General features: G+C 54.3%; 17 protein-coding genes and 1 pseudogene. 3 read left to right on the top strand and 15 right to left on the bottom strand.

Annotated features, from left to right (window positions below):
- The 4 genes and pseudogenes from AC6FTP_RS26995 to AC6FTP_RS26980 form a co-directional block, all read right to left on the bottom strand.
- Positions 1 to 494 (bottom strand): annotated as a pseudogene (locus AC6FTP_RS26995) (family 16 glycoside hydrolase); the annotation flags it as partial.
- Between the two features lie 18 nt (positions 495 to 512).
- Positions 513 to 1,949 (bottom strand): sulfatase, encoded by a 1,437-nt coding sequence (locus AC6FTP_RS26990; RefSeq protein ID WP_497209993.1) that lies wholly within the window; start codon positions 1,947 to 1,949, stop codon positions 513 to 515.
- Between the two features lie 67 nt (positions 1,950 to 2,016).
- The gene (locus AC6FTP_RS26985) at positions 2,017 to 3,702 is read right to left on the bottom strand and encodes an NHL repeat-containing protein (RefSeq protein WP_497209992.1); all 1,686 of its coding nucleotides are present in this window, start codon (positions 3,700 to 3,702) and stop codon (positions 2,017 to 2,019) included.
- A 2-nt stretch (positions 3,703 to 3,704) separates the two neighbouring features.
- A complete protein-coding gene (locus AC6FTP_RS26980) occupies positions 3,705 to 4,751 on the bottom strand; it encodes a S1/P1 nuclease (protein ID WP_497209991.1) in 1,047 nt (348 codons plus the stop codon).
- 62 nt (positions 4,752 to 4,813) lie between these two features.
- On the opposite strand from AC6FTP_RS26980, the gene AC6FTP_RS26975 reads away from it, so the two are divergent.
- The 3 genes from AC6FTP_RS26975 to AC6FTP_RS26965 are packed head-to-tail and all read left to right on the top strand — an operon-like array spanning position 4,814 to position 7,335.
- Positions 4,814 to 5,338 carry an SRPBCC family protein gene (locus tag AC6FTP_RS26975; protein ID WP_497209990.1) on the top strand — a complete coding sequence of 175 codons (525 nt, stop codon included), beginning with the start codon at positions 4,814 to 4,816 and terminating at the stop codon, positions 5,336 to 5,338.
- A gap of 30 nt (positions 5,339 to 5,368) precedes the next feature.
- Positions 5,369 to 6,283, top strand: a complete 915-nt coding sequence (locus AC6FTP_RS26970) for an NYN domain-containing protein (RefSeq protein WP_497209989.1) — start codon at positions 5,369 to 5,371, stop codon at positions 6,281 to 6,283.
- Positions 6,284 to 6,324: 41 nt separating this feature from the next.
- A complete protein-coding gene (locus AC6FTP_RS26965; RefSeq protein ID WP_497209988.1) occupies positions 6,325 to 7,335 on the top strand; it encodes a hypothetical protein in 1,011 nt (336 codons plus the stop codon).
- 117 nt (positions 7,336 to 7,452) lie between these two features.
- Here the strand turns inward: AC6FTP_RS26965 and AC6FTP_RS26960 are convergent, their stop codons facing one another.
- The 11 genes from AC6FTP_RS26960 to AC6FTP_RS26910 form a co-directional block, all read right to left on the bottom strand.
- Positions 7,453 to 10,698: a PVC-type heme-binding CxxCH protein gene (locus AC6FTP_RS26960; RefSeq protein ID WP_497209987.1), complete on the bottom strand. Its 3,246-nt coding sequence runs from the start codon at positions 10,696 to 10,698 to the stop codon at positions 7,453 to 7,455.
- Between the two features lie 54 nt (positions 10,699 to 10,752).
- Positions 10,753 to 11,484, bottom strand: a complete 732-nt coding sequence (locus AC6FTP_RS26955; protein WP_497209986.1) for an efflux RND transporter periplasmic adaptor subunit — start codon at positions 11,482 to 11,484, stop codon at positions 10,753 to 10,755.
- Positions 11,453 to 12,454 carry a tRNA (adenosine(37)-N6)-threonylcarbamoyltransferase complex transferase subunit TsaD gene (gene tsaD, locus AC6FTP_RS26950; RefSeq protein ID WP_497209985.1) on the bottom strand — a complete coding sequence of 334 codons (1,002 nt, stop codon included), beginning with the start codon at positions 12,452 to 12,454 and terminating at the stop codon, positions 11,453 to 11,455. Before tsaD ends, AC6FTP_RS26955 begins: the two co-directional genes overlap by 32 nt.
- Before the next feature lie 9 nt (positions 12,455 to 12,463).
- The gene (panB, locus tag AC6FTP_RS26945) at positions 12,464 to 13,231 is read right to left on the bottom strand and encodes a 3-methyl-2-oxobutanoate hydroxymethyltransferase (protein WP_497209984.1); all 768 of its coding nucleotides are present in this window, start codon (positions 13,229 to 13,231) and stop codon (positions 12,464 to 12,466) included.
- Positions 13,232 to 13,247: 16 nt separating this feature from the next.
- On the bottom strand, positions 13,248 to 14,423 hold the full coding sequence (locus tag AC6FTP_RS26940; RefSeq protein WP_497209983.1) for a glycosyltransferase family 2 protein: 1,176 nt from the start codon (positions 14,421 to 14,423) through the stop codon (positions 13,248 to 13,250).
- Positions 14,420 to 15,673: a glycosyltransferase gene (locus AC6FTP_RS26935; RefSeq protein ID WP_497209982.1), complete on the bottom strand. Its 1,254-nt coding sequence runs from the start codon at positions 15,671 to 15,673 to the stop codon at positions 14,420 to 14,422. Before AC6FTP_RS26935 ends, AC6FTP_RS26940 begins: the two co-directional genes overlap by 4 nt.
- Positions 15,674 to 15,685: 12 nt before the next feature.
- Positions 15,686 to 16,864 carry an O-antigen ligase family protein gene (locus tag AC6FTP_RS26930; RefSeq protein ID WP_497209981.1) on the bottom strand — a complete coding sequence of 393 codons (1,179 nt, stop codon included), beginning with the start codon at positions 16,862 to 16,864 and terminating at the stop codon, positions 15,686 to 15,688.
- Positions 16,865 to 17,054: 190 nt separating this feature from the next.
- The gene (locus tag AC6FTP_RS26925) at positions 17,055 to 18,170 is read right to left on the bottom strand and encodes a glycosyltransferase (RefSeq protein WP_497209980.1); all 1,116 of its coding nucleotides are present in this window, start codon (positions 18,168 to 18,170) and stop codon (positions 17,055 to 17,057) included.
- A 42-nt stretch (positions 18,171 to 18,212) separates the two neighbouring features.
- Positions 18,213 to 20,417, bottom strand: coding sequence for a tyrosine-protein kinase domain-containing protein (locus tag AC6FTP_RS26920; protein ID WP_497209979.1), 2,205 nt, complete (start codon positions 20,415 to 20,417; stop codon positions 18,213 to 18,215).
- Positions 20,418 to 20,530: 113 nt separating this feature from the next.
- Positions 20,531 to 21,193, bottom strand: a complete 663-nt coding sequence (locus AC6FTP_RS26915) for a polysaccharide biosynthesis/export family protein (protein WP_497209978.1) — start codon at positions 21,191 to 21,193, stop codon at positions 20,531 to 20,533.
- A 53-nt stretch (positions 21,194 to 21,246) separates the two neighbouring features.
- Positions 21,247 to 22,208: hypothetical protein (locus AC6FTP_RS26910; RefSeq protein ID WP_497209977.1), on the bottom strand; the 962-nt coding region annotated here is incomplete at its 5' end.

Raw genomic sequence — 22,208 nt, 5'->3', positions numbered from 1 at the left:
GTCTTTGTTTTGAGCAGGGCGGCGAGTTCGGGAGACTTGTCGCCAGCCTGGCGACGCTCGCGGATCTTGTTGTCCATGCCGCCGGTCTTGGAATCCATGATCGTGAGGGCTTTGTTGGTCACGCGGGCCATGCAGAGATGGCCGGCGTGAACGGTCTTCAGCTCGCGATCAACGAAATCGACACCGAGGTCATCGCCATCGCCAAGCTTGAAGCGCAGCTCGACGATGCCGTCCTGAAACTCGACATTGTGGAAGATGGCGACGCCGTGATCCGCCTCGGCGTGCTTCGTGACGTGCATGACGCCGTCGATGAGATCGACCTGCTGATGGCCTTTGGCACGCCAGGCGCTGTTGCTGGTCCAGCCGTTGCCGGTGTCTTCTTTGCCGGGCGTGGCTTCATCGCGGGCGAAGTCATCAGAGAAAAGAAGAACGGGATCGGCAGCGGTGAGGTGGCTGCAAAGGAATGCAGAGATCGCAAAGATAAGCGGTTTCATGATGGAGGTGTGTTGGGCTTACTTCTTCAATCCAGCCAGCATGGCTTTCATCTTCGCGACTGTTTCGGCGTGTGCGGGATCAGAGGCGAGGTTGTGCGCTTCTTGCGGATCGTTTTTCAAATCATGAAGCGTGGTACCCTGGCGACCTTCATCCCACTCGGTGTAGCGAAACTGCTCGGTGCGGACGGTGAGTCCGTAGATGCCTTTGCCTTTCCCTTTGGCTTTTTTGCCGTCTTTGCCTTTGGTTGGGGCATTGCCGGTGCCAGGCATGCCGTTGCGCATGACCTGGGTGAAGGCTGGGCGGGACCATTCGGATTGCGGGTTGTCGAGCAGAGGCTTGAGGCTCACACCATCGGTCTGTGGCGCGGGCAGGCCGCAGACATCGGCAAGGGTGGAGTGGACATCAATGAGTTCGACCGTGCGCGGGCAGGTCTTGCCGTTGCTGGCATTGCCGGGGACGCTGATGATAAGAGGGACGTGGGCGGAGTTTTCCCACAGGCTTTGTTTCTGCCAGAGGCCGTGATCGCCGGTGTGGTAGCCGTGGTCGCTGTGGAAGACGATGACGGTCTTGTCCCGCAGGCCGAGACGCTCGACAGCGGCGACGACGGCACCGACCTGGTCATCCATGAAGGTGGTGGAGGCAAAGTACGCCTGGAGGATTTCTTTGCGCATCGGGTCGGTGAGCTGGTCCTGCTCCTTCTTGTAGCTGGCATAGGCAAGCTCGGGGATGCCAGGCGCGTCTTTCATGGGGCCGCTGGCGAGCTTGATCCCTTCAATCGGATACATGTCGAAGTACTTCTGAGGTGCGACATACGGCGTGTGTGGTCGGTAGAAGCCGACGGCGAGATAAAACGGAACATCCTTCTTTGCTTCGAGCAGCTTGATGGCCTCCGCCGCGCCCACGGCGTCGGTTTGCGGGTCCTCGGATTTGTCGGCGAACCAACTGAGCACACCGCCGAACTGGCCGGGCGTGAGCGTGTGGATCTGATCCTCGACCTTCTTGTCATGGCCGATGGGATTGACGACCTGCTGCCAGGAGGGTTCATCATCGAGGCCGCTGGTGCCGATCTGCGTGGGCACGCCGTAATGGTAGAGCTTGCCGACGCGTGCGGAGAAGGCACCCGCTTTGGAAAAGGTCTGTGGGATGCTCAGCACATCCGGCAGCGCCTGGCGGAAGTGGGTGGCGTTTTCATAGACCTTCGTGCTGCCGGGCCTCATGCCGGTCATGAAGGAGGCGCGGCTGGGATTGCACAGCGGGAACTGGCAGTAGGCCCGCTCAAAGCGCACTCCTGAAGCGGCAAGTTTGTCGATGTGCGGCGTCTTCACCTGCGTATTCCCGTAGCAACTGAGCGTGCAGTTCAGATCGTCGGAGACAATGTGGAGGACATTGAACTTCGGAGCGGCAATTGAGGCCGAGGCGATGAACGCGAGGAGGGCGGTGAAGAGTGGCTTCATGGTGGCGCTGGGTAACGCACCGCGCTGAGGCGAGTTCTCATGCTTTTCCACGGCTGGGCATGAAAGCCTAATAAACGCGGAGGCGAAGGAACTGCCAATCGGCTCCGACGGGCATGGGCTGAGTCACCGTAACACCACTGCCGACAGTGCCTGGATTATTGATGACATGGTGCCACTGGCTCAGGTCGTTGGAGGTTTCCAGGATGTAGGTGAGGTCGGCACGCTCGCGCTGGAAGTGAAAGAGCGTCTCGTTGCCGGACTGCGTCAAGGTGGTGATGGGCAATTGCACGGCAGGTCTTGATCCGACGGCAAAGAGGATGCCACGCGCGATGGCATAGACAGTGCCATCCGGGCCGATGAGTGTCGGCGTGTAAGGCTGGAGACCCGCATTGGTGAGGCGGAGGCTGGTGTAAGTATTCGTCGTCAGATCCCAGCGGTAGAGGTAGCCGTCTTCATTGTTGGCATAGATCACCTTGCCGGGGACATCGACCACGGTGCTGTTGATGCACCATTCGTCGTTGCTACCCCGTGGGCTGGCCAGGGTCATCACCTCCAGCATGTCCGTCTCGCCGGTGAGCGGATTCGTTTGAGAGACATTGGGGTCAAGCACGGCGATCTTGTTCAGGCCATTGCCCTGGAAGTAGCTGTTGTATTTGGTGAACAGCAGGTAGGTGGAGCCCGCTGCTGAGGTGTAGCCGGGCACAAGCGCTGATGGGACAATGGCAACGGTGGTGTCCCAGCCGAAGCCGCCGATGAGTTTTACCGTCTGAAGATCCGCTGAGTAGTGCTGCAACCTGCCTCGGCTGTAATTGTCGTTGTTGGTGCCCAGATAGACATCGCCATCCGGGCCGATGGTGGGTGATGAGGTGGCCAGCCCCAGGACTCCGGCAAGAACTCCCGTAGCACTTAACGGAGTCAGAGTGGTGCTGTCGAGTCGCACGAGTTTGCCGTTCGTGTCAGCTCCATAGTCTCCGCCATCGTTGAAGACGACGTACAGCTTGGTGCCATCAGGAGTCAGTGCTGGAGCGGCATTCAGCGATGTTTGAAGATGGCCGGAGACCGTACTCGCCGTCGCATAGCTGCCGATCCCTGCCGATGAGATGCGGGCGATGCCGCCACCCTGGGCAAGCAACGGCGTGTTGGCGATAACCTGAAAGCCGAAGTAGAGATTGCCAGACGCGTCGGCGGTGATGGGCGTGTTGATTTTGACGTTGGCGTCATAGGTCGCCTTGTTGGCCAGGTAGGCTGTGGCTCCGGGTGAGTTGTCAAAAAAGACCCACTTGCCCGTGGCGGTGGGACTTGCCAGGTCGGCGCCATCCCGCCAGTCGAGGGTGCCGCCAGCAGCGGGGATATAGACCCGATAAGAAGTCGGGGATGTCTTGCCCAGCATCGGTGAAAAGTTGGGCCGCCAGATGGAGGTCGGGGCGATGTAATCCGTCGCCTGTGACCAGAGCAGAGAACCATCAAAACCACGCCGCCCTTCGACCACGAATTGATTGCCTGTTCCAGTGGTCAGGGGGACGATGACAATGTTCCCCTCGGTGATCGTGGGAGTGCCGTAGTGAGTGTAGGCACCAGGGTTGAGGTCCACCGCCGTCTGCCACAGGATCTGGGTGAGCTCACGTCCTTGAACATTGGAGATGGCGGTGTGCTGGGCATTGCCACCAAACATCGGCCAGTCAGCGAAAGTCGGCACGGCAGCGATGTAGGCGGCCAGCAGAGTCAACGCGGAGATTCGCCAAGGAAGCTTCATGGCTAGTTTTGTGAGAACACTTTTTCGAGCGCCTTGGCGAGGCGGAGTCCTGCGATCGCCGCCCGCAGACGGGCGGTGGCGCGTGCGGTGGCATCGTAGGCTTTGAGGCCGTCAGCACCTAAATCAATGGGGCCGACGGCGGTGTAGGTGAAGTTGTTCTTCTTGTAACTGTGCGGCTGACTTTGCAGCACGAGCTTCACGAGGTTGGCTGGATAGACATCCCTCTCAGCCACGGCAGCACCTTCCTGGATCCACTCCTTGGGATCGATGGTGGAGCTGCTTGTCGCAGCCGCTTGCATGAGAGCCTTGTCAGCCAGCATTTCGCGGCTGGCCTTTTCAGCGTCAGCAAAGCGTGAGCCTGGATCGCCGAGGAGATTGTCCCAGTAGGCATGGAGATTGTCGCCAGCCGCGCCTTTGAGCAGGACGCTGTTGCCACCGCGGTCGCCTTTGGGGAATTGGTTCACTGAAAAAAGCGCCGCCGTGTGGCAGGGCTGGTGGAGATCGCCCGTGATGTGGAAGAGCCAGCAAAGCAGGACGGCCCGCTCGGCCTTCGACTGCGAGGCATCGGGGATGAGTTGGTAGGCTTTGTCGATGACCTGCGCTGCGGTGAGTCGCTGCTCGATGAATTCGGGCATGCCAGGGTTCCATTTCCAATAGAGCTTCGGGCTTGGGAGCCTGGCTTTGGCATCGGCATCCGCAAACACGGGCAGATCGAGGTAATGCCACGTGGCGTGGTGGTATTTCTCGTTGGGATTGGCGCTGCCGTCGAGCGGCGGGCGGACGTGATCCGGCCAGATGGCGGCCTGAGTGAAATTCCACCGTTGCTGCTGCTCCTTCGTGGCGCTGCCACCCAGCTCCTTTTCCATGATCTGCTGAAAGTGCAGCCTGTGCTCTGGATGCTGAGCCAGCAAAGCAGCGACCTTGTCACGACTGGCGGGGCTGAGCTGCTCCCAGGCAAGGAGGGCGATGATCTTGTGCCCGCCGCTGGCCCAGGCGAAAGCTTGAGCGCTGGAACCGATGAGCAATGCGAAAAACAGAAGTGATTTCATTCCTTCATGCTGATGGCTTGCGCGAGGCGAGGCAATCCAAAGAATGGGCTACGCGCGTATCCATGAAGCGTGAGTTAGCCAAATGGAGCACCAGCACGCTCTTCAATCATAGCCAATCCACCATGACCTCCAGCTTCCACGCCAGCACACCTCTCGCCGCGAGCGCGGAAGTCATGTTCGAGTTTCACAGTGATCCGCGAAACATCGTCCACGTCATGCCGCCCACGCTGAAGCTCGTGAAACTGGAGACGGATGGCCCCGCGCAGGAAGGACGCCTCATCGACTTTGAATGCCGCGACTGGGGATTCATCCCCATGCGCTGGAAATGCCGCTGGCAAAAGGTGCAGCCACCGCGCGTGCTGGTGGACGAGATGCTGGAGGGGCCGTTTGCCTTGTTTGTGCATGAACATCGCTTCGAGCCATCGCCAGCAGGAGGCTGCGTGATGCATGACACCGTCACGTTTGCCTTTGGCAGCTCGTGGTGGGGAAAGCTGATCTCGGAGACAGGCGTGCGGGCTTATCTGCATCTGCTTTTCGCGTATCGTCATGCACGCACTCGGAAGTGGGCGGTGGCTCACAAGGCTTGACCTTTTCCCCATCGCCCTGACTCTGCGGCCATGCGCAATCCAGACCGGGACCACACGATGGCCATTTTTTGTGACTTCGAGAACCTCGCCATCGGGGTGCGCGAGGCGAAGTATGACAAGTTCGACATGGGCAAGGTGCTGGAGCGCCTGCTCGTCAAAGGCAGCATCGTTGTGAAAAAAGCCTACTGCGACTGGGAGCGCTACAAGGAGCACAAGCGCGCCATGCACGAGTCCGCTTTCGAGATGATCGAGATCCCGCACGTGCGCCAGGGCGGCAAAAACAGCGCCGACATCCGCATGGTCGTGGACGCACTCGACCTCTGCTACACGAAGTCGCACGTCGATACCTTCGTCATCGTCAGTGGCGACTCCGACTTCTCCCCGCTCGTCAGCAAGCTGCGGGAAAACAACAAGACCGTCATCGGCGTCGGCGTGAAGAATTCCACCGGCGACATCTTCATCAGTAACTGCGACGAATTCATCTTCTACGACGACCTCGTCCGCGAGCAGCAGCGCCGCCGCCCCGCGCCGAGGCCCGCCCCACCCAAACCGGCTCCCGCCAAGCCCAAGGACAGCGCCGCTCCATCGCCCAAAACCAACGGTGCCGCACCTGTCCCCATAGCTCCGCCTGACGCCAACAAAGCTGCCGGTGACCCCGAAAAGGCCATCGAGCTCTTCATGGAAACCGTGGATGCCATGATGAACGAGCGCGGCGGCAACCAGCCCATCTGGGCCTCCGCCGTGAAGCAGACCATCAAACGCCGCCAACCTCAGTTCAGCGAGCGCTACCACGGCTTCCGTTCCTTCGCCGCCCTCGTCCTAGCCGCCACCGAGCGCGGCTTCATCCACACCACCAAAGACAACAAGTCAGGTGACCATCAGATCCACCCGGATGCGGGCGGGGAGTTGACGCATGAGGAGACTGTGGAGACTGCTGGAGCGTAAGTGCAGTGCGTCTTTATTGATTCATCTGTTCGCTAAAGAAAATGCACGCCACATCTAAACAATGCCAAGCCTGCGAGTCTGAACCATCCTTTGTCGTTGAACGATGTGACGATGAGGACAAGCCATACATACTGTGCCAAGAATGCCATGACCGTCTTATGGCGAGAGCACTACGACCAATCGAATGGTATAACCTCGCGAAGAGACACAGTTGGTCAAAATACCTTCTACACGATGATTTCTATGATGAAGAGGGCAGTGCCTCTCAGCCTCACCACGATGTTGTTGATGCTGACTTATACAGGATTCCAAGATTATCGGAGGTAAGCGGTTCTCCAGAGGCGCTGCTAGATTATTCAATCACCCGCTGGCATATCGATAAAGAGACCGAGAAGGCTTGGCAGATGCTTTCACCACCAAGTGTCCTACAAGCCATTTCCAGCCGATTTGCCAGCACCAGCAATCAGAACATCCGTAGCGTCTGCCTTGAAATTGCTTCTATTACGCAAGGTGAAGCCGGGGCCGGATTCATAAGGTATTGCTGGGGCGACTATCCCAATATTGATTTGATTGCCCTAGCCGAGGCTTCTGCCGCTTGTTTACCTTTCCGTGAGGGCTTCGACAAAGTCAGTAGTAGCCTCGATAAAATCGAAGGTTCACGGAAGCGCGATTCAATGGCGGCATTATCCTACTTCAGATCCACTGAAACGTTGGATTGGATCGAGAAAGCCATCTTCGAGCCGATTACTGAGAATTGGGGATACCTTGCAGCCGCGTCAAATCTCGACTGGCATAGGGTGGAGTCATGGCTCGCCACTGGACGACCTCTGTCTCTCGTGGCCATTGACGCACTTCGGTCAATCGTTCGACCGATGTCACCATTCCTGCGCGAGCTGTCACCGGTTTTGCGTGATCGTCCAACCAAGGAGACATTTTCTGCGGTGCTTACTGATTACATGAAGCGCGACCCAGTCCCACGCGTTCAGCAGCGCATAGAAGGCCTAATAGAACATGGAGACTGCCTCACAAACAGAGGGAATTTCGATGGTTGATGGTTGGATCTAAATCGCCTTTGAAAGTCGATACCTGGTGAGGCTGGCTATTAACCCGCCGAGATGAGTGAGAAGGAATCTCACCCCACCAGTTTACGAGTTGAAAACTCTTTCTACTCAATGCTCGTCCTTCTTCACCGCCTTGCTTTTCGAGGGCTTCAGGCTGCTGAGGTAGGCGACGACGTCCCGAATCTCGCGCGGGGTGAGGATGCCGAGCATGGGGGGCATCATGGAGACGGGTGGGGTCTGCATGGTGATTTGGGCGCGCGGGAGTTTCTTTTCGGCACCGTCGGCGAGGCGGAGGGTGACGGCAGTCTTGTCTTCTTTGAAGAGGGCTCCGGCGTGGTTGCTACCGTCCTTCATCGTGATGGAGACGAGGCCGTAGCCAGGGACGATCTTCGCTACGGGATTCACGAGTGACTCCAGCAACTCGGCCTTGGTGCGTTGGCCGCCGATGGTCTTTAAAATGGGACCGACCTGGCTGCCTTCCTTGGCCTCGACGGTGTGGCAGGCGAGGCAGTTGGCACCAAGATGATTGGTGACGATGTCCTTGCCGTTGGTGGCATCGCCGCCTTCGATCAAATCATCGCGCGGTGCGGTGGTGCGGCTCTGCTGGTAGGTGGCGAGTCGCTCGGCGAGCGCGGGGAAAGCGGCAGAGGCTTCGAGGACATCGAGCTTCAGGCTGGGCTCGACCTTACCGATAGCGAGACGCTGGAGCCAGGTATCCATCAGGGTGGCGGAGGTCTTGGTGTCGGAGCTGGCGAGCAGCTTCATGGCGGATTGTTTCTCCTTTAAACTGCCCTGCTCCAAGACGCGTGAGGCCTCGGTGACAGCGCGGTCTTTTTGATGAGCAAAGGTCTGCACGAGCGACTCCATGCGCAACTCGGCGGGCGAGGATTTAGCCGCAGTGAGTGTGAGTGTTTCGGCAAAGGCGACATCGCTGGCGTGCTGCGCTGCCATGAGGCGGAGGGCTCCGACTCGCTGACTGGGCTTGGCTTTGGCATCGGCGATGATGCTGCGCAAAGCAGGGGCACCGACCTGAAGAGTGAGCTTCACCATGAGTTCGATTCCGGCGGCTTTCAGATCAGGGTCGGTGAGCGCGAGCAGGTCGGCGACCTGTGGCTGAACCACGGCGGCGATGGCAACGGCATCACGCGCTTCGTATTTGCGGGCGACTCCATCCACGAGGTCGAGTCGTGGTGGTTCGCCAAAGACGAGCAATGCGGTGAAGGCATCGCTGGAACCTGCGAGCGCGGCTTTGAGCAGGCGCTGAGTGTTTTCGATTTTACCAAGGCGGAGATTGGCATTGATGGCTCGGCGCGTGGTGACTTCGGAGGTGACTTTGCCATCGAGCAAAGCGGCGAGCGCCGGAAGAGCTTCGGGGATGCCCGTGTCGTCGTGGATGGCACGCGCGGCTTCATCGACAATAGCGCTGTCGGCATCGGCGAGTGCGGGCTGGATGAGTGGCGAATGCTGACGTGCGAGGGCGAGCACGGCGGCGAGACGTGTGTTCCGAGTGCTGTCTGAAAGGCGTTTGGCGAGAGCTTCGGCTTTCAAAGAACCTGCCAAACCCGTGACGACGGCATGACGCAGCCAGGCATCGCCTGCATCCTGCGCAGCCATGCTCCAAAGCGTGTCTTCAGCACCTGCGAGCTGGAGTTTGCCAGCGGCGATGGCGGCGTGGAAGCGGACGCGCACGTTCTTGGATGCGATGAGAGTGGTGATGGCTTTGCGGCTGGCTTCGCTGGCTTTGGCTGGAGCATCGCCGAGCACTTTGATGAGCTGGGTTTGGACTTCGGAATCACTATCCGCGAAGTGCGGCTGGAGCTGCGAGTCATCGATCTGACCGAGACGCAGACCGATGCCGAGGCCCCAGATGGCGTGGAGTTTGGCAAGCAGCGGCGCTTTGCCATCGTCGAGCACTTCAGTGAAGACGGGCCATGCTTTGCGCGAAACGAGTTCGAGCTGCGCACCGAGTCGCACGCGTTGATCGGCATGGGCGAGCAGGATTTGTAGCGCATCGGGCTCTGTCTTTTTAAAGCCTGCACTAAGGAGCTTTTGAGTCTCGGCACGTGCGGGGTTCTTGGTTTCTTCATCGACACGCCAGATGGCACCTTTTTCATCCAGCGGATAACCGCCCACCCAGTCGGCCATGTAGAGCGCACCATCGGGTCCGAAGCTGAGGCCGATGCCCATGATGCCAGCATTGATGAGTCGCGGGCGGCTCATTTCAAAGGCGCTGCCTTTCGGCGTGATGGTGAAGGCTTCCATCTTCCCGGAGGGGAATTGATCGAGAATGAAATGGCCGTGCAGACGAGGTCCGAGTGCGGTGCCGGGCTCGTGGGCAAAGCCTGCGGGGCCGTTTGAGTAATTCGCGAGCGGTGGGGTGATGAAGAGCGGTTGTTGTGCGCTCGCATTCCAGATGCCTTCGCGCATCCAGCGGCTTTGCTCCTTCATGTATTGGTGGGAGCAGCGCCAGCCGGAGTCGCTCTGCTCGGTAATGTAAACGAAGCGCTCTTTTTCGCCGGGCATGTCGGCATCATTGTCCACGCCGAACATGTTGCCGAAGTCATCGAAGGCGATCTCCTGAATGTTGCGCAGGCCGTGGGCGAAAACTTCGAAGCCTGTGCCATCGGGCTCGACTCGCATGACGGCTCCTTCGTTCGGGTAGAACCAGTGTTTGCCCTCCTTGCTGGTGACGTTCACGCCCTTGTCGCCAATGCTCCAGTAGATGCGGCCATCGAGCCCGAGGCGCGGGCCGTGCATGTCATGTCCAGCATAGGCGATGTGCATTCCGAAGCCATGCGCGACGACTTCGCGCACATCGGCGACGCCGTCGTCGTCGGTATCTTTGAGCCGCCAGAGGTCGGGGGCGATGGTGGCATAGACCCAGCCGTCATGATACAGAATGCCCGCCGCGATGCCGGTGACTTCAGTGTTAAAACCTTCCGCGAAGACGGTCATCTTGTCTGCGGTGCCATCGCCATCCGTGTCGCGGAGCTGGTAGATGCGCTCGCTGTGAACGGTGAGGTCTTTCCAGTCGATGGAGCCGTCTTTGTTATGATCTTTGAGCCCACCGCGAGGCAGGCGCATCTTCCCTGGAGCCAGCTCGCGCTTCAGGAACTCGCGCTTCTCCTCCACACTGCTGAGCCCGACATCATCCGCGATCCACATCGGATGCTCACGAATGTCGAGATCCGCGCCCTTTCGCCGCGTGGTCGCCGCGACATAGACGCGTCCCTTTTCATCCACCGTGCAGGCCACGGGATCAGGCACATTCAAAGCACCGGACCAACGGTGCAGGGTGACTTCAGCAGCAGTGGCAGCTTGGGCAAAGAGAAGGAAGAGGGCGAGGCGACGCATGATGACGGGGGGATACGAACGGCCCCCCATTCTGAATGCCATCTCCAGCTCTGGCTAGTGAGACGATAATTCGAGTTCGACGCGCATCCCGGCTTTCAAGCGGAGGTCGGCGTTGTCCACGAGCAGTTTGATGCGGTAGAGGCCGCTCTCGGCATCCATGCGTGGGTCGATGAAGTCGAGCTTTCCCGTGAGCTGGCGAGGTTCGGCGAGTGAGGGGATGCTGAGGGGCAAGGTCTGGCCGGGCTTGAGCAGCTGTGCCTGACTGGGTTCGAGATAAAACTGGGCATAGACCTGCCGGATGTGCACGATCTGGGCGACGGTCTCGTTGAGCAGCACAGCCTCGCCGGGTTCTTTGTCACGCTTCACGACGATGCCCTGGATAGGAGCGCGGATGGTGCGTTGATCGAGGCGGACTTGGGCGGCCTTTTGCTGAAGGGTGGCGAGGTCGTGCTCGATGCGCTTTTTGAGGGCGTCTTCACGAGTTCCTATCTTGTCAGCGAGGAGCTTCTCGGCGGCATCGTGGTCGAATTTGGCCTTCTCCAGGACATTGGCGCTGCGCTCGAGTTCGAGTTTTTCGACTTCGTCGTTCAGGCGGACGAGGGGCTGGCCCTGCTCCACCGTATCGCCCTCTTTGACAAGGACCTCGGCGACGATGCCCGTGGCCGCCGTGCCAGCTTCGACATCATGCAGCGGCAGGATGAGGCCGGGGATGGGAGCGGCCTGCAAGAGAGACGAGAGGTGTAAAAGAGCGGCGCTAAGCCACCAGGGGGAGGTTGGGATCGACATCGGCTTCGAGGAGGGAGGTGTGGCCTAGCTGAAAGCGTTGGGCGGCGGCGTAGGCGATCATAGCGGCGTTGTCTGTGCTGAGATCGGGGCGGGCGAGCAGGAGGGTGAGGCCTTCCTTTTCACAGCGGGCCGTGAGTTTGGCACGCAGGCCACGGTTGCAACTGACGCCGCCACTGACGGTGACGAGCTTTTCCCCCATCAGCCGGGCGGCGAGGACGAGTTTTTCCACGAGTACTTCGCAGATGGCCTCCTGCACGCTGGCGCAGACATCGGCGAGCACGGTTTCGTTTTTCAGATCGAGCTTCGGCAGCTCGTAGAGCACGGCGGTTTTCAGTCCGCTGAAGCTGAATTCGAGGCTGCTGCCATCCAGGAAGCTGCGGGGGAAGCTGTAGGCATCGGGTCGGCCCTGGCGGGCGAGTTTGTCGATCTCCGGGCCGCCGGGGTAAGGCAGGCCGATCATTTTGGCGATCTTGTCAAAGGCCTCGCCAGCCGCGTCATCGCGGGTCCGGCCTAGCAAACGATAGTCGCCCACGCCGGTCATGTGGATGAGCATGGTGTGCCCGCCGCTGACGATGAGGGCGACGCTGCGCCGAGGCGGGCCATTGCCTGCCATGAAGGGGGACAGCAGGTGCCCTTCCATGTGGTTGACGGCTAGGAAGGGCTTCTTTTCCGCCACAGCGAGCGCTTTGGCCATGCTGGTGCCGATGAGCAGACTGCTGACGAGGCCGGGGCCGCTGGTGGCGGCAAAGGCCTGGATGTCTGGCAGGGTCACACGGGCCTCCGCGAGCACCTGCTCGACGAGGTGGCGGGCGTGCAGGATGTGATTCCGCGAGGCGACCTCCGGCACGACGCCGCCATAGCGCCGGTGGATCTCGATCTGCGAGGCGACAGCGGAGGCGAGTACGTCCCCCTCTACCGTGCAGATGGCGGCAGCGGTTTCATCGCAGGAGGATTCGAGGGCGAGGAGCATGGGGCGGGCTCAGGGGTTGGTGCTCTGACAGGCGGCGATGTATTCGGACACGGCACGGCGGGTTTCGGCGGCGATGTCGGCGCGGGCTTTGGCAAAGGGCGGGCGGAACCAGGGGAAACTGCCGAGCAGATCGTGGGTGACGAGGACCTGGCCGTCGGTGCCAGTGCCGGCACCAATGCCGATGGTGCTCGCCCGGACTTGGCGGGTGATTTCAGCGGCGACTTCGGGGACGATGCTCTCCAGCACCATGGCGATGGCTCCGGCTTCATCGAGCGCGAGGGCATCGGCGATGAGGAGGTCGGCCTGTTCGGGCGTTTTGCCCTTTTTTTTGTAGCCGCCCTCTTCACGGACGCTCTGGGGCAACATGCCGATGTGCCCAACAAAGGGAATGCCTGCCGCGATGATGGCCCGCACCTGGGGAATGAAGGCGGTGCCGCCCTCCAACTTCACGGCATCGGCCCCGGCTTCGACGAGGCGTCTGGCGTTTGCCAAAGCCTGCTCAGGGGTGTCGTAGCTGTGCGCAGGCAAATCGCCGATGACAGGTGCGCGGGTGACGCCACGGCGGACTGCGGCGATGTGGTGGACCATCATATCCATGGTCACGCCCGTGGTGTCTGGCAGTCCGAGCACGACCATACCCAGCGAGTCCCCCACGAGCAGGAGGTCCACTCCGGCCTCGTCCAGCAGACGACCCGTGGGGTAGTCGTAGGCGGTGAGCACGGTAATGGGTGGACCTGCTTTTTTGCGGTCGGGGAGTTGTAAGAATGATTGAAGCATGCGTGAGGGCGGGGATCTACCTCGCCGTCCGCTTCCACGTCACTCCTTGTGTCTTAAAGAGCCAGCGGAAGAACCCAAAGAGCAGAGCTAAATTCATCCCGGCAAAATGAGCAACGGCCCCAACGAGGCTGCCAAGCCGTCCTTTCCATTGATGCGCCTTCATTCCCAGGAGCGCAATCGAGATAAATGCCCCCCACCCGAACAATGCAACTAGTCCGAGCCAATGATGCAACACTGCGAGCCAGACGCCCGACACGAAGGTTCCAATCATGAAGAATGGCCCCAGCCAGCGCAGCACTTTCCGCGAGAGAAACGCCCAAGCTGCGAGTCCGTGTCTAGGAGATAAAAGCCCGAGACTGCGGGACAGGATCTGGAAATCTCCAGCTCCAATCCGAACTCGGCGGCCAAATTCGTCCTGGATGGTCGGTGGCAGGTCCTCAAAAGCTCTGGCTTTTGGCTCGAAAACAATTCGGTGCCCATTCATCAACAAGCGGAGTGGGATAAAGAAATCCTCCACCAGAGTATCTCGCGGACAATCATTCCACAAGCTGCGGCGCATTGCATAAATGGCACCATTGGCTCCGAGCAGCACACCCCGGGCACCCTCCTGCTCTTTTAGCCAGGATTCCAATTTCCAATACAAGCCTTCGGTCGCCGCATGTGGCCTGCCTTCAGGCACTCGAAAGAGAAGTTTACCACAAACACAACCCACCTGCTGATCCCGAAACCGCGCCACTAACGATCTAAGAACGTCAGGCTCAAAGGATACATTGGCATCACTGAACACCAGTATGTCGCCAACTGCCCGCTGACAGGCCTCATTTAGAACGCGCACCTTCCCACGTCGCTCCTTGTGGTCGAACACTATGACACGTGTATCACCAGCAGCAGCTCCCATTGCCAGTTTCACGGTGTCATCATCCGAACCATCCGACTCGATAAAAATGGTCACAAGCTCAGAAGGATAGTTGAGAGAGACGAGATTCCTAACCCGGCTAGCGATGCATGACGCCTCGTTGTAGGCTGCAACGATGATCGTGACCATGGGAAGCCCCTGATCTTCAACCTGAGTAACCGCCGGAAGAACGGGAAAACGTCGCCCAAATAATCGCCACCAAATGGGGTAGCCAGCGTATCCGTGGATCAAGGCAAGCAGACAAAATAGAAGAAGAATGGCAGGAAGTTCAATCATCCGTGCTGTTTGGCAGATACCTCATCCTGATTTAGTATAGGAGCAAGAAGCCGCTCCATGGTTTGAGCTGCAGCATCCCATGAATTTGGCACCGCGATTTCAGCCAGTGCTGCTTGGGACAATCGCAGACAAAGTTGAGGCTGGCAAAGCAGGGAAATTACTGCTTCAGCGATGCTTTCAGCGTCATCTCCAATTAGGATATGCTTCCCGTGAACGACAGGCAAGCCCTCAGCCCCGACAGATGTCGAAACAACGGGGACCTCGGCGGCCATAGCCTCAAAAATCTTTAACCTGGTGCCACCTCCTATTCGCAATGGCACCACCATAGCATGAGCTGTGCGGAGATATGGGCGCACATCGGGCACTGTGCCAGTGACCTCAATTCCATCAGCCTCCGAGCTAAGATCACGAATAGAAGGCGGTGGCTGTCTTCCCACGACTACAAATCTGGCTTCTGGCACACGTGAACGAATCAAGCGCCAAACAACTTCAACAAACCAAGTCACGGCGTCAACATTCGCATACCAGTCCATTGAGCCCATGAACACGACTGTGGGTCGAATTGCCTCCGTCTTGGGAGTCGCTTGAAAAAACTCCAGATCCACTCCGGTCGGAATGCTGCCCAGCAAATTTGGAAGCAGCATCTGGTCCTGGAAGATCCGGACATCCTCCTCCGAAACGGCCAAAACGGCATCAAATCTCATGCTGGCCATCGTCTCAAACTTTAACATCCGACGCCACTGTGAGCGAAAGTAGATGCCAGACACACCTCTCATTTCAGAACATCTGCGCGCCCAAATCATTGATTCAACATTGTGCTGGAAAAGCACCCATGGAAAGCCACAGCCAGCTTTCAATTCCCAAGGGAGACTTGCAGCAGGAAACAAGAAATCACAGATCATCACATCAAACTTTTGCATCTTGAGGAGTTCCCCCAGTGTTTTCTGTAACGCCGACGAACGGAAACGCGACACAGCATAAGGCAATGACGACAGAATGTTTGCTGCTGCCCCAGCGAGAAAACTCAATCGTGAAAGCTTGAGCGAAGCTTTAGATTCTTTCACCCAAACAGCCTGACTAGAATACTGATCGGACTCTCTACTGCCCAAATCTTGTTCTATATCTGCCAGCATTGCCACAAAGGTAACCTCATGCCGTCGATGCAATTGTTTGAGAATGTTAAATGTGCGCAAATCTCCCCCGCGTGTTAGCGGGTGCAGCGGACTTGTTTTGATCCAAAGAACACGCAAAGCAGATGAATGTTAAAGGGGAATGAATTTGGTAGATAAGTAATCCCAGGCAAAGACGACAAAATAAAGAAGTGTTGTTATGATGAGCACATCATACCAAGTAAGCTTACTCCAACCCACCACAGGCCCCTCGTCATTATATACCGCAGAGGATACAGCCGCACTCAAACTTCCATCGGGAAGCGACCCCGGAATCAGAGTTGTCCCGCAGTCTGACTCCTCCTGAGAAATATAGACGCGGTGCACTGCGGAGACCAAAGCCATTAACAATATGAAATCTGCATGATACGCCTTATCGACGACCCAGGCGGAAATTAGATATGAAATTAATAACACAAAGACTGCACTTTGAACACGAAAACCGTCGCTGCGTGGTATAAACTTGCGGAGGCGCATTGTACGGTAGCCTACATAAAAAGCACCCACGTAGCAAAAAAGCCCAGGATACCCCAAATCCGCACCTGTTCGTACAAAGGAGCCATGCGTTGCAAGTTTGATCATTCCCAGATCATCTACTTCGATCATGCCCTGGAATTTCTTCAAACCGACACCATATGGATTTGATTTTAAACTCCACATGGCCCCCTGCCACACCATCATCCGTCCAGCAATACCCTGATCTTTTGCCGACAATGTTTCCATTCGAGGAAGGAATGATAAGACGCCTAAACCCATCGAAAAAACCAACGCTGCAGCACCAATCTGAAACCATAATGCCCTTCTAAATACATAGAGTGACACTAATGAAGCCGCACCTGAAATGTATGCCCCTTTCGACGCAGTTAGTACCGCACAGTATCCTGCGGTAGTAACTAGACTTATAACTAAAGTTCGTCTTATGGCAGGTTGATGATGCCATAGCCAGGCGACAGACAAAGGAATAAGCGCCACTGCAGAATGGCCTAACGCATTTGGGTTGTTGAAAATCCATGTGTTGAGCGCCATTCGCCCCTTAAATGCTGCTGTTAGTTGGTTTGTACCTTGAACAATTTCGACCCCAAAATGGCTGGCCAAAGTCAATAAAGAGATAGCTAACAGACAGTACATCCAACAATTGATATAATTGAGGATTCGTTGAGGTTTGTCCAACGATACGACGGTTACAATGTAAAAGGCGGCATAAGTAAAAACCTCTTTAAACGCATCAACATGTTCCGGTGTGGTAAACACCATCCAGGCAAAATAGGACATAACAATCCAATCCATTGGAGTTCGAAAGACATGTCCAAACTTAAGTCCACCTGGCCTCGCAAGCACCGCCCAAACACCAAGTATCATTAAGTATCGGACCAAGTTAACTCCAGCCAAGCTAGGCACAACATCCTGTGGGCGGACGTACCAAAAAATAAGGAGAAAAATTGCACAAAGATACGGCATAGCATCAAATTGCAAACTTCCGCCTATATAAATCTTTGTAAATTAAGGCGTATGTATTCAACATGTTATTTATTGAAAATTTCGCCAAAATTTTCAACCTTGCATTTACTGAAACCTCATGAAGGGCAGCTCTTCCATTAAAAAGCTCCACAATGTGCTGAGCAAGGATCGATGGGCTAATCATTGGTGAGACATATCCATCCAATTCATTATCAATAACTTCTGAGATTCCACAAACTTGGTTTGCAAGCACAGGAACCCCGCAGGCCATTGATTCGAGTGCAACGTTAGCCATGCCTTCATTCACGGAAGGAATAGCTAGAAGATTAAATGAATTATAAACTGTTGGCATGTCATCACGAGCACCCAACCAATGAATTCTTTCTGACAGTGGATGACTTTTACAAAGCTCTTTAATTTTTTGTTCAATATTTCCACCACTACCAGCGAACACTAATTGCAACGAACTTACTTTTTTACCAGCTTCAAGAAATGCTTCGAGCATGAACTCGTGTCGCTTTGTCTCAACCATTCGACCCACTACACCAATGAAAAACCCTTTTTCAGGCAAGCCCAACTTTAATCTCGCATCCTCTTGATTGCTTGGTTTAAACTTTTCGGTGTCTGTTCCATTTGAGATCGCTATAGCATCAATGCCCTCAAGTAGTTTGTATTGTTTAAGTTGTGAGTGCTGCCCCTTGGAGAGCATGTGAACCTTATCACACCAACAATAGGCCAATCGCCTCAACGCCAGCCGAAATGGCGTTTTTTCCCAGTCAAATAGTTCAGAATGTTCACCATGTAAAATTGGGGTACCAGTCCGTAGAGCTGCAAACACACCATAAATTAATCCTGTCCAATTGTGAGTGTGTAATAAATCATACTTATTCTCGACTACCAACCGATTAATCGAAGCCCAAATGCTAAAATCCAGCCCTTTGGACCGATTAATTTCGTGTATACGGACTGATGGGTGTAGCCTTTGAGCGAAGCTATCGGCTTTCGTTAGGACACAAAGGCCAGAAATTATCCCTCTGGTGTAAAGGCCGTGAGTGAGATTGGCGACACCATTCTCCATGCCTCCTGCTGAGAAGGCATTAACAACGTGCAGCACCTTCATACTAGAGTGTTTGATCCAAATGCAACAAACTACAAAAAAACTTCAGCTATTAACATTGCGAGCATTTGGCGCTGGCGCTATGTCAGAGTAATATTTATCGTTATATTTAGGGTAATAGCTGTTGTAGTAATAGTGATTTTCCATCTTGTCCATGTCAACGTCATTTAGCACAAAACCAAGCAGTGGGACCAATCCGTGCTCAAACAATTCTTTGATTGCGATCATGTCACGGTGGGTAGTGGACTCAGCACGAATCACAAGCACAACTCCGTCCACTACACGCCTGATATCCAATGGGTCTGCCAACCCAAGAATTGGAGTCGTGTCCACGATGATAGTGTCATACCGTTGTCTTAATATTGCCATCACCTCAGGCAATCTCTCGTTAGAAAGCGAGTCTTCAATTGCATATGAAACTTCACCACGCGGAATGACATCTAAATTTGGAAGTAGCTTATAAATCACTTCTGAACAATCTTTGTTTGTGAAATGCAGCAAGTCTGCGAAACCTGGCAATCCACTTGGCAAACCTAGTCTTCTGTCCAAGCGTCCTCTCCGCAAGTCAGCATCAATTAATAATGTTCTAGAGTTGGAACTAGAAAAAGCTGCGGCCGTTAACATCGAAACTGTCGATTTGCCTTCCGATTCACGACAACTCACTGTCATTAAAACTTTTGCAGCAAAATCCGGCTTCCGTTGCAAAAGGATTTGGCTTCGAATGAGTCTAAAGCATTCTTGAACTTGCCGATTTGGCCAAAAAGCAGATAATTCTGCGACTTGGTTAGCTGCTTGTTGCTGAATATTACCAATGTGTGGAACTACGCCCAGTGCAGTGAGCCCACTCATACTCTCGGCTTCTGCAACAATTGATGTCGTGTAACGCAGGCGATCAATGCCGAAAGGAATTCCGAAAGCCAAGCCAAAGCCAAGTGCCAGGGCGTATGTTAAAAGTTTTTGCTTGTTCGGCGCAACAGGGAGCTCATCTCTTACTTCCAAGAAGCCATTGAACTTGAAGTTAACTTTAGGCTCTGAGCCCGTGTAATCCATAGCAGCAAGCTTTTGCTTCAAAGTAGAATATGCCTGTTCCCAAGCAAGTTTACCACTGCTCAGGAGACTAAAGTCTCGTTTATATGTATCATAGTCAGATACCAACCTTCTATATTCTGGCAAGCTTGATTCTAGTTGCTGCAATTGATCAATAAGATACGCTTTCTCCAGTTGAAATGCCTGTTGATTTCGTTCGAGTTCCTTAGCAAGTGACGCATCGAGTTCTTCAACTCTGCGATTAAGAACCCTCATTTCTTGGTGAGCTGGAAGGAGACGCAGAGCAGCACGATCACGTTCATCTCGAACCTTGCGTAGCTCGTCCGATATTTCTTCCCAAGCTTCCGGACTTTGAGAGCTTTCAGGAACCACGATTACTTGTGCCTGACTCTGATTAGATGGCATATTGCTTGTAGCATTAGCATCTGATAGCCCTTCACCACTTGCTGCGCCTGGCACTGCCGTTGGTGCAGATCGTTTGACCATCATACGATCTTTTTGCCCAATTCGAACAAGGGTACCTACAGGCAGCGGCATCGTGCGGTACTTTTTATACAGCGCCAATTTTTCCACCACACTAATAGCTGTTTCTGTCATGTATTTTTCCATTTCAGACATGGCATCAACCCGAGTCCTAATGGTTAACAATTCGCTAGGAAGTTGTTCTAACCTATTTTGCCCAATGTATTTTTCGAGTATTTGATTTTCAGCTTCGAAATTTTGCTCATTTGCCTGCTCCTCAAGTATTTTGCCTCTGATTCTCTCCATTTCTTCAGTGAAACTAGCTACCAATTGCTCTCGTCGCTTCGTCCGCTGTTCAGTCAAGAAAGAATGGTACTCTTCTAGCATGGCCTGCGGCCAAAACCTCGCCAATTCAGATCTGTATGTCCAAACTTCCAAACGAATCAAGTTACCCACAAACTGAGTTACTTTCAAATTTGGGATAATTTTTTCGGTTACGTCGTCGAATTCGGCAACCGACTTTATTAGTCCCAATTTAAGTGCAGTTCTTTCTTTGAGCCAAGCAGAAGAAAGACCAGTCTGGAGAACAAATTGAATATTGTTATACCTAGTATTTCTTTCGCCCAAATCTGAGGTTTCAGAACGAATTGGCAAGTCTACAAATTGGTATTCAATCTCAGAATTTGAATAAAAAATAGGACTTCCGTAAACTAGCAAAGACAAGGCAGCTAGAGAGGCCATGCAGAATAATAGTATGGACAGCTTCCAGTACTTGGCATACTTAGTTGCCAATCTAATTAAATCTTGCAGGTTTGAAATCATACGGTTTAGGGCAAGTTAATATGATCCTGCCGCTAGAATCCTAAAACTTTTTGCGGGATAATGATTGTATCACCCTCTTGCAATGGCACGTCAGCTGCTTTGCCGTCTTCAATCTGGTCAAAGTTGACTGGCATTCGTGTTACTTGCAAATTGTTTGTCCGCAGAATGTAAGAGTGCTTTTTATCAGCAAACGGTAAAAGGCCACCGGCTTCAGTAACCGCTTGAAATGCTGTGACAGGAGTATTCCCAAGTTGAGGGACCATAATTCTTCCTGGTGACATCACCCTACCTGATACTCGGACAGCCACGCCAAGTGCGGGCCTATCAGCTGTGCCACCACTAGAAGATGGGTCCGCAATTACAGTCGCTACCTTGAGTTGAGTTGCTTCTAACTGTCGTTTAATTGATGCTTCAACTTCTGCCAAACTCATTCCCAGAACATATATTCTGCCAAGCTGTGGAATAATAATCTCACCAGTCTCCCGAACAGAATACGACCCATTGAAAGTTTTGTCTTCTAAAACGAAAATATCAAGTTGGTTACCAATTTTGACTTGGTAAGTCTTATTTTCGTGACTTGAAGCAGTGGTTGACGACAGAGCTAGATTTGAAAGTTCAGGGGATGGAATGTTGCTTGGTGACTGACACGCGGAAATCAAGGCAACAAAAAAAAGGAAGGACTGTCGTGAAATCATTTGGCTCTCAGTTACACGCAAAAAAAGTAAAAAAGCAATTCAAACAGAAAAAATCAAAACCGCTTCGTCATACTCATAAACAAAGCGTGCTCGGTAAAATCGATAGTGCCTGTTGTTTCGGAATATTGATAAAAAGCCTGGAGCCCTACTGTAGGGGATAACATAGCATCAGCGTTCAATCTGTAAGTCCAACGTTCTACATCTTGGTTTCCTCGATCAATGTTTTCGTATCCAGCTATCGCCGACACATACATTGTATCTGAAACTTGTGATTGAAGAGTGACTCCAGTATAATTTACATGAGCATCACTTCCAATACGCTTACCTCCGCGCTGGTCCTCAAGCTGTTTTCTCTGGCTTGTTCCAACAATAAACGACAATTCCGTCCGATAGCCAATTTGTTGAACAATTTTATATTCAGCAAAATCGTCCAAGGCAAGAGGTAAGAAAGCTGTATTCAAAACGCGACGACCACCTGTTAACAAATGTCGTGTTAAGCCGGTCATTTGCCAGTCTAGCCCAGCCATGCCAAGCCAAGTGTCTCTAGAATCAACGCTACCGCCAGCACGCCACATATATCCAGCATTTACGAAGCCCCGAAGGTCATGTCTCAAATCGAAACTTGCACCACCATGGAATTGATGAAGAAATATTTTATAAGGCTCATTGCTGGTCATTTGATAACCAATATAAGGCTCAAAATGAGGCCCTTTCACACTCAACCAAGCTCCAGCGTGAATTCCAGAACGTAAACCGTTGAAGTCATAGTCCCATGTATCAATTTTACTGAATAGCGCCTGAAATCGAATTGTATCACTAATCATTGTGTCAGCAGTAATGCCGCCATAGTTATAATAACGCACGTAATCTTCCCAATCACTCATGCTGAATCGATCGTTGATATCCCACTCATTCATCTGGCCATTCATGCTGAAGCCATAACGACCTACTTGGTCAATAATCGACTGACTGCTGGTTTCAGTTGTTGGAAAAGTAGCAAAGCGACCCGCTACCC

Origin of the sequence: Prosthecobacter sp., from assembly GCF_044378005.1 — a bacterium.
In the GTDB taxonomy this organism is placed as follows: domain Bacteria; phylum Verrucomicrobiota; class Verrucomicrobiia; order Verrucomicrobiales; family Verrucomicrobiaceae; genus Prosthecobacter.
This window is presented reverse-complemented; position numbering and strand designations above follow the sequence as displayed.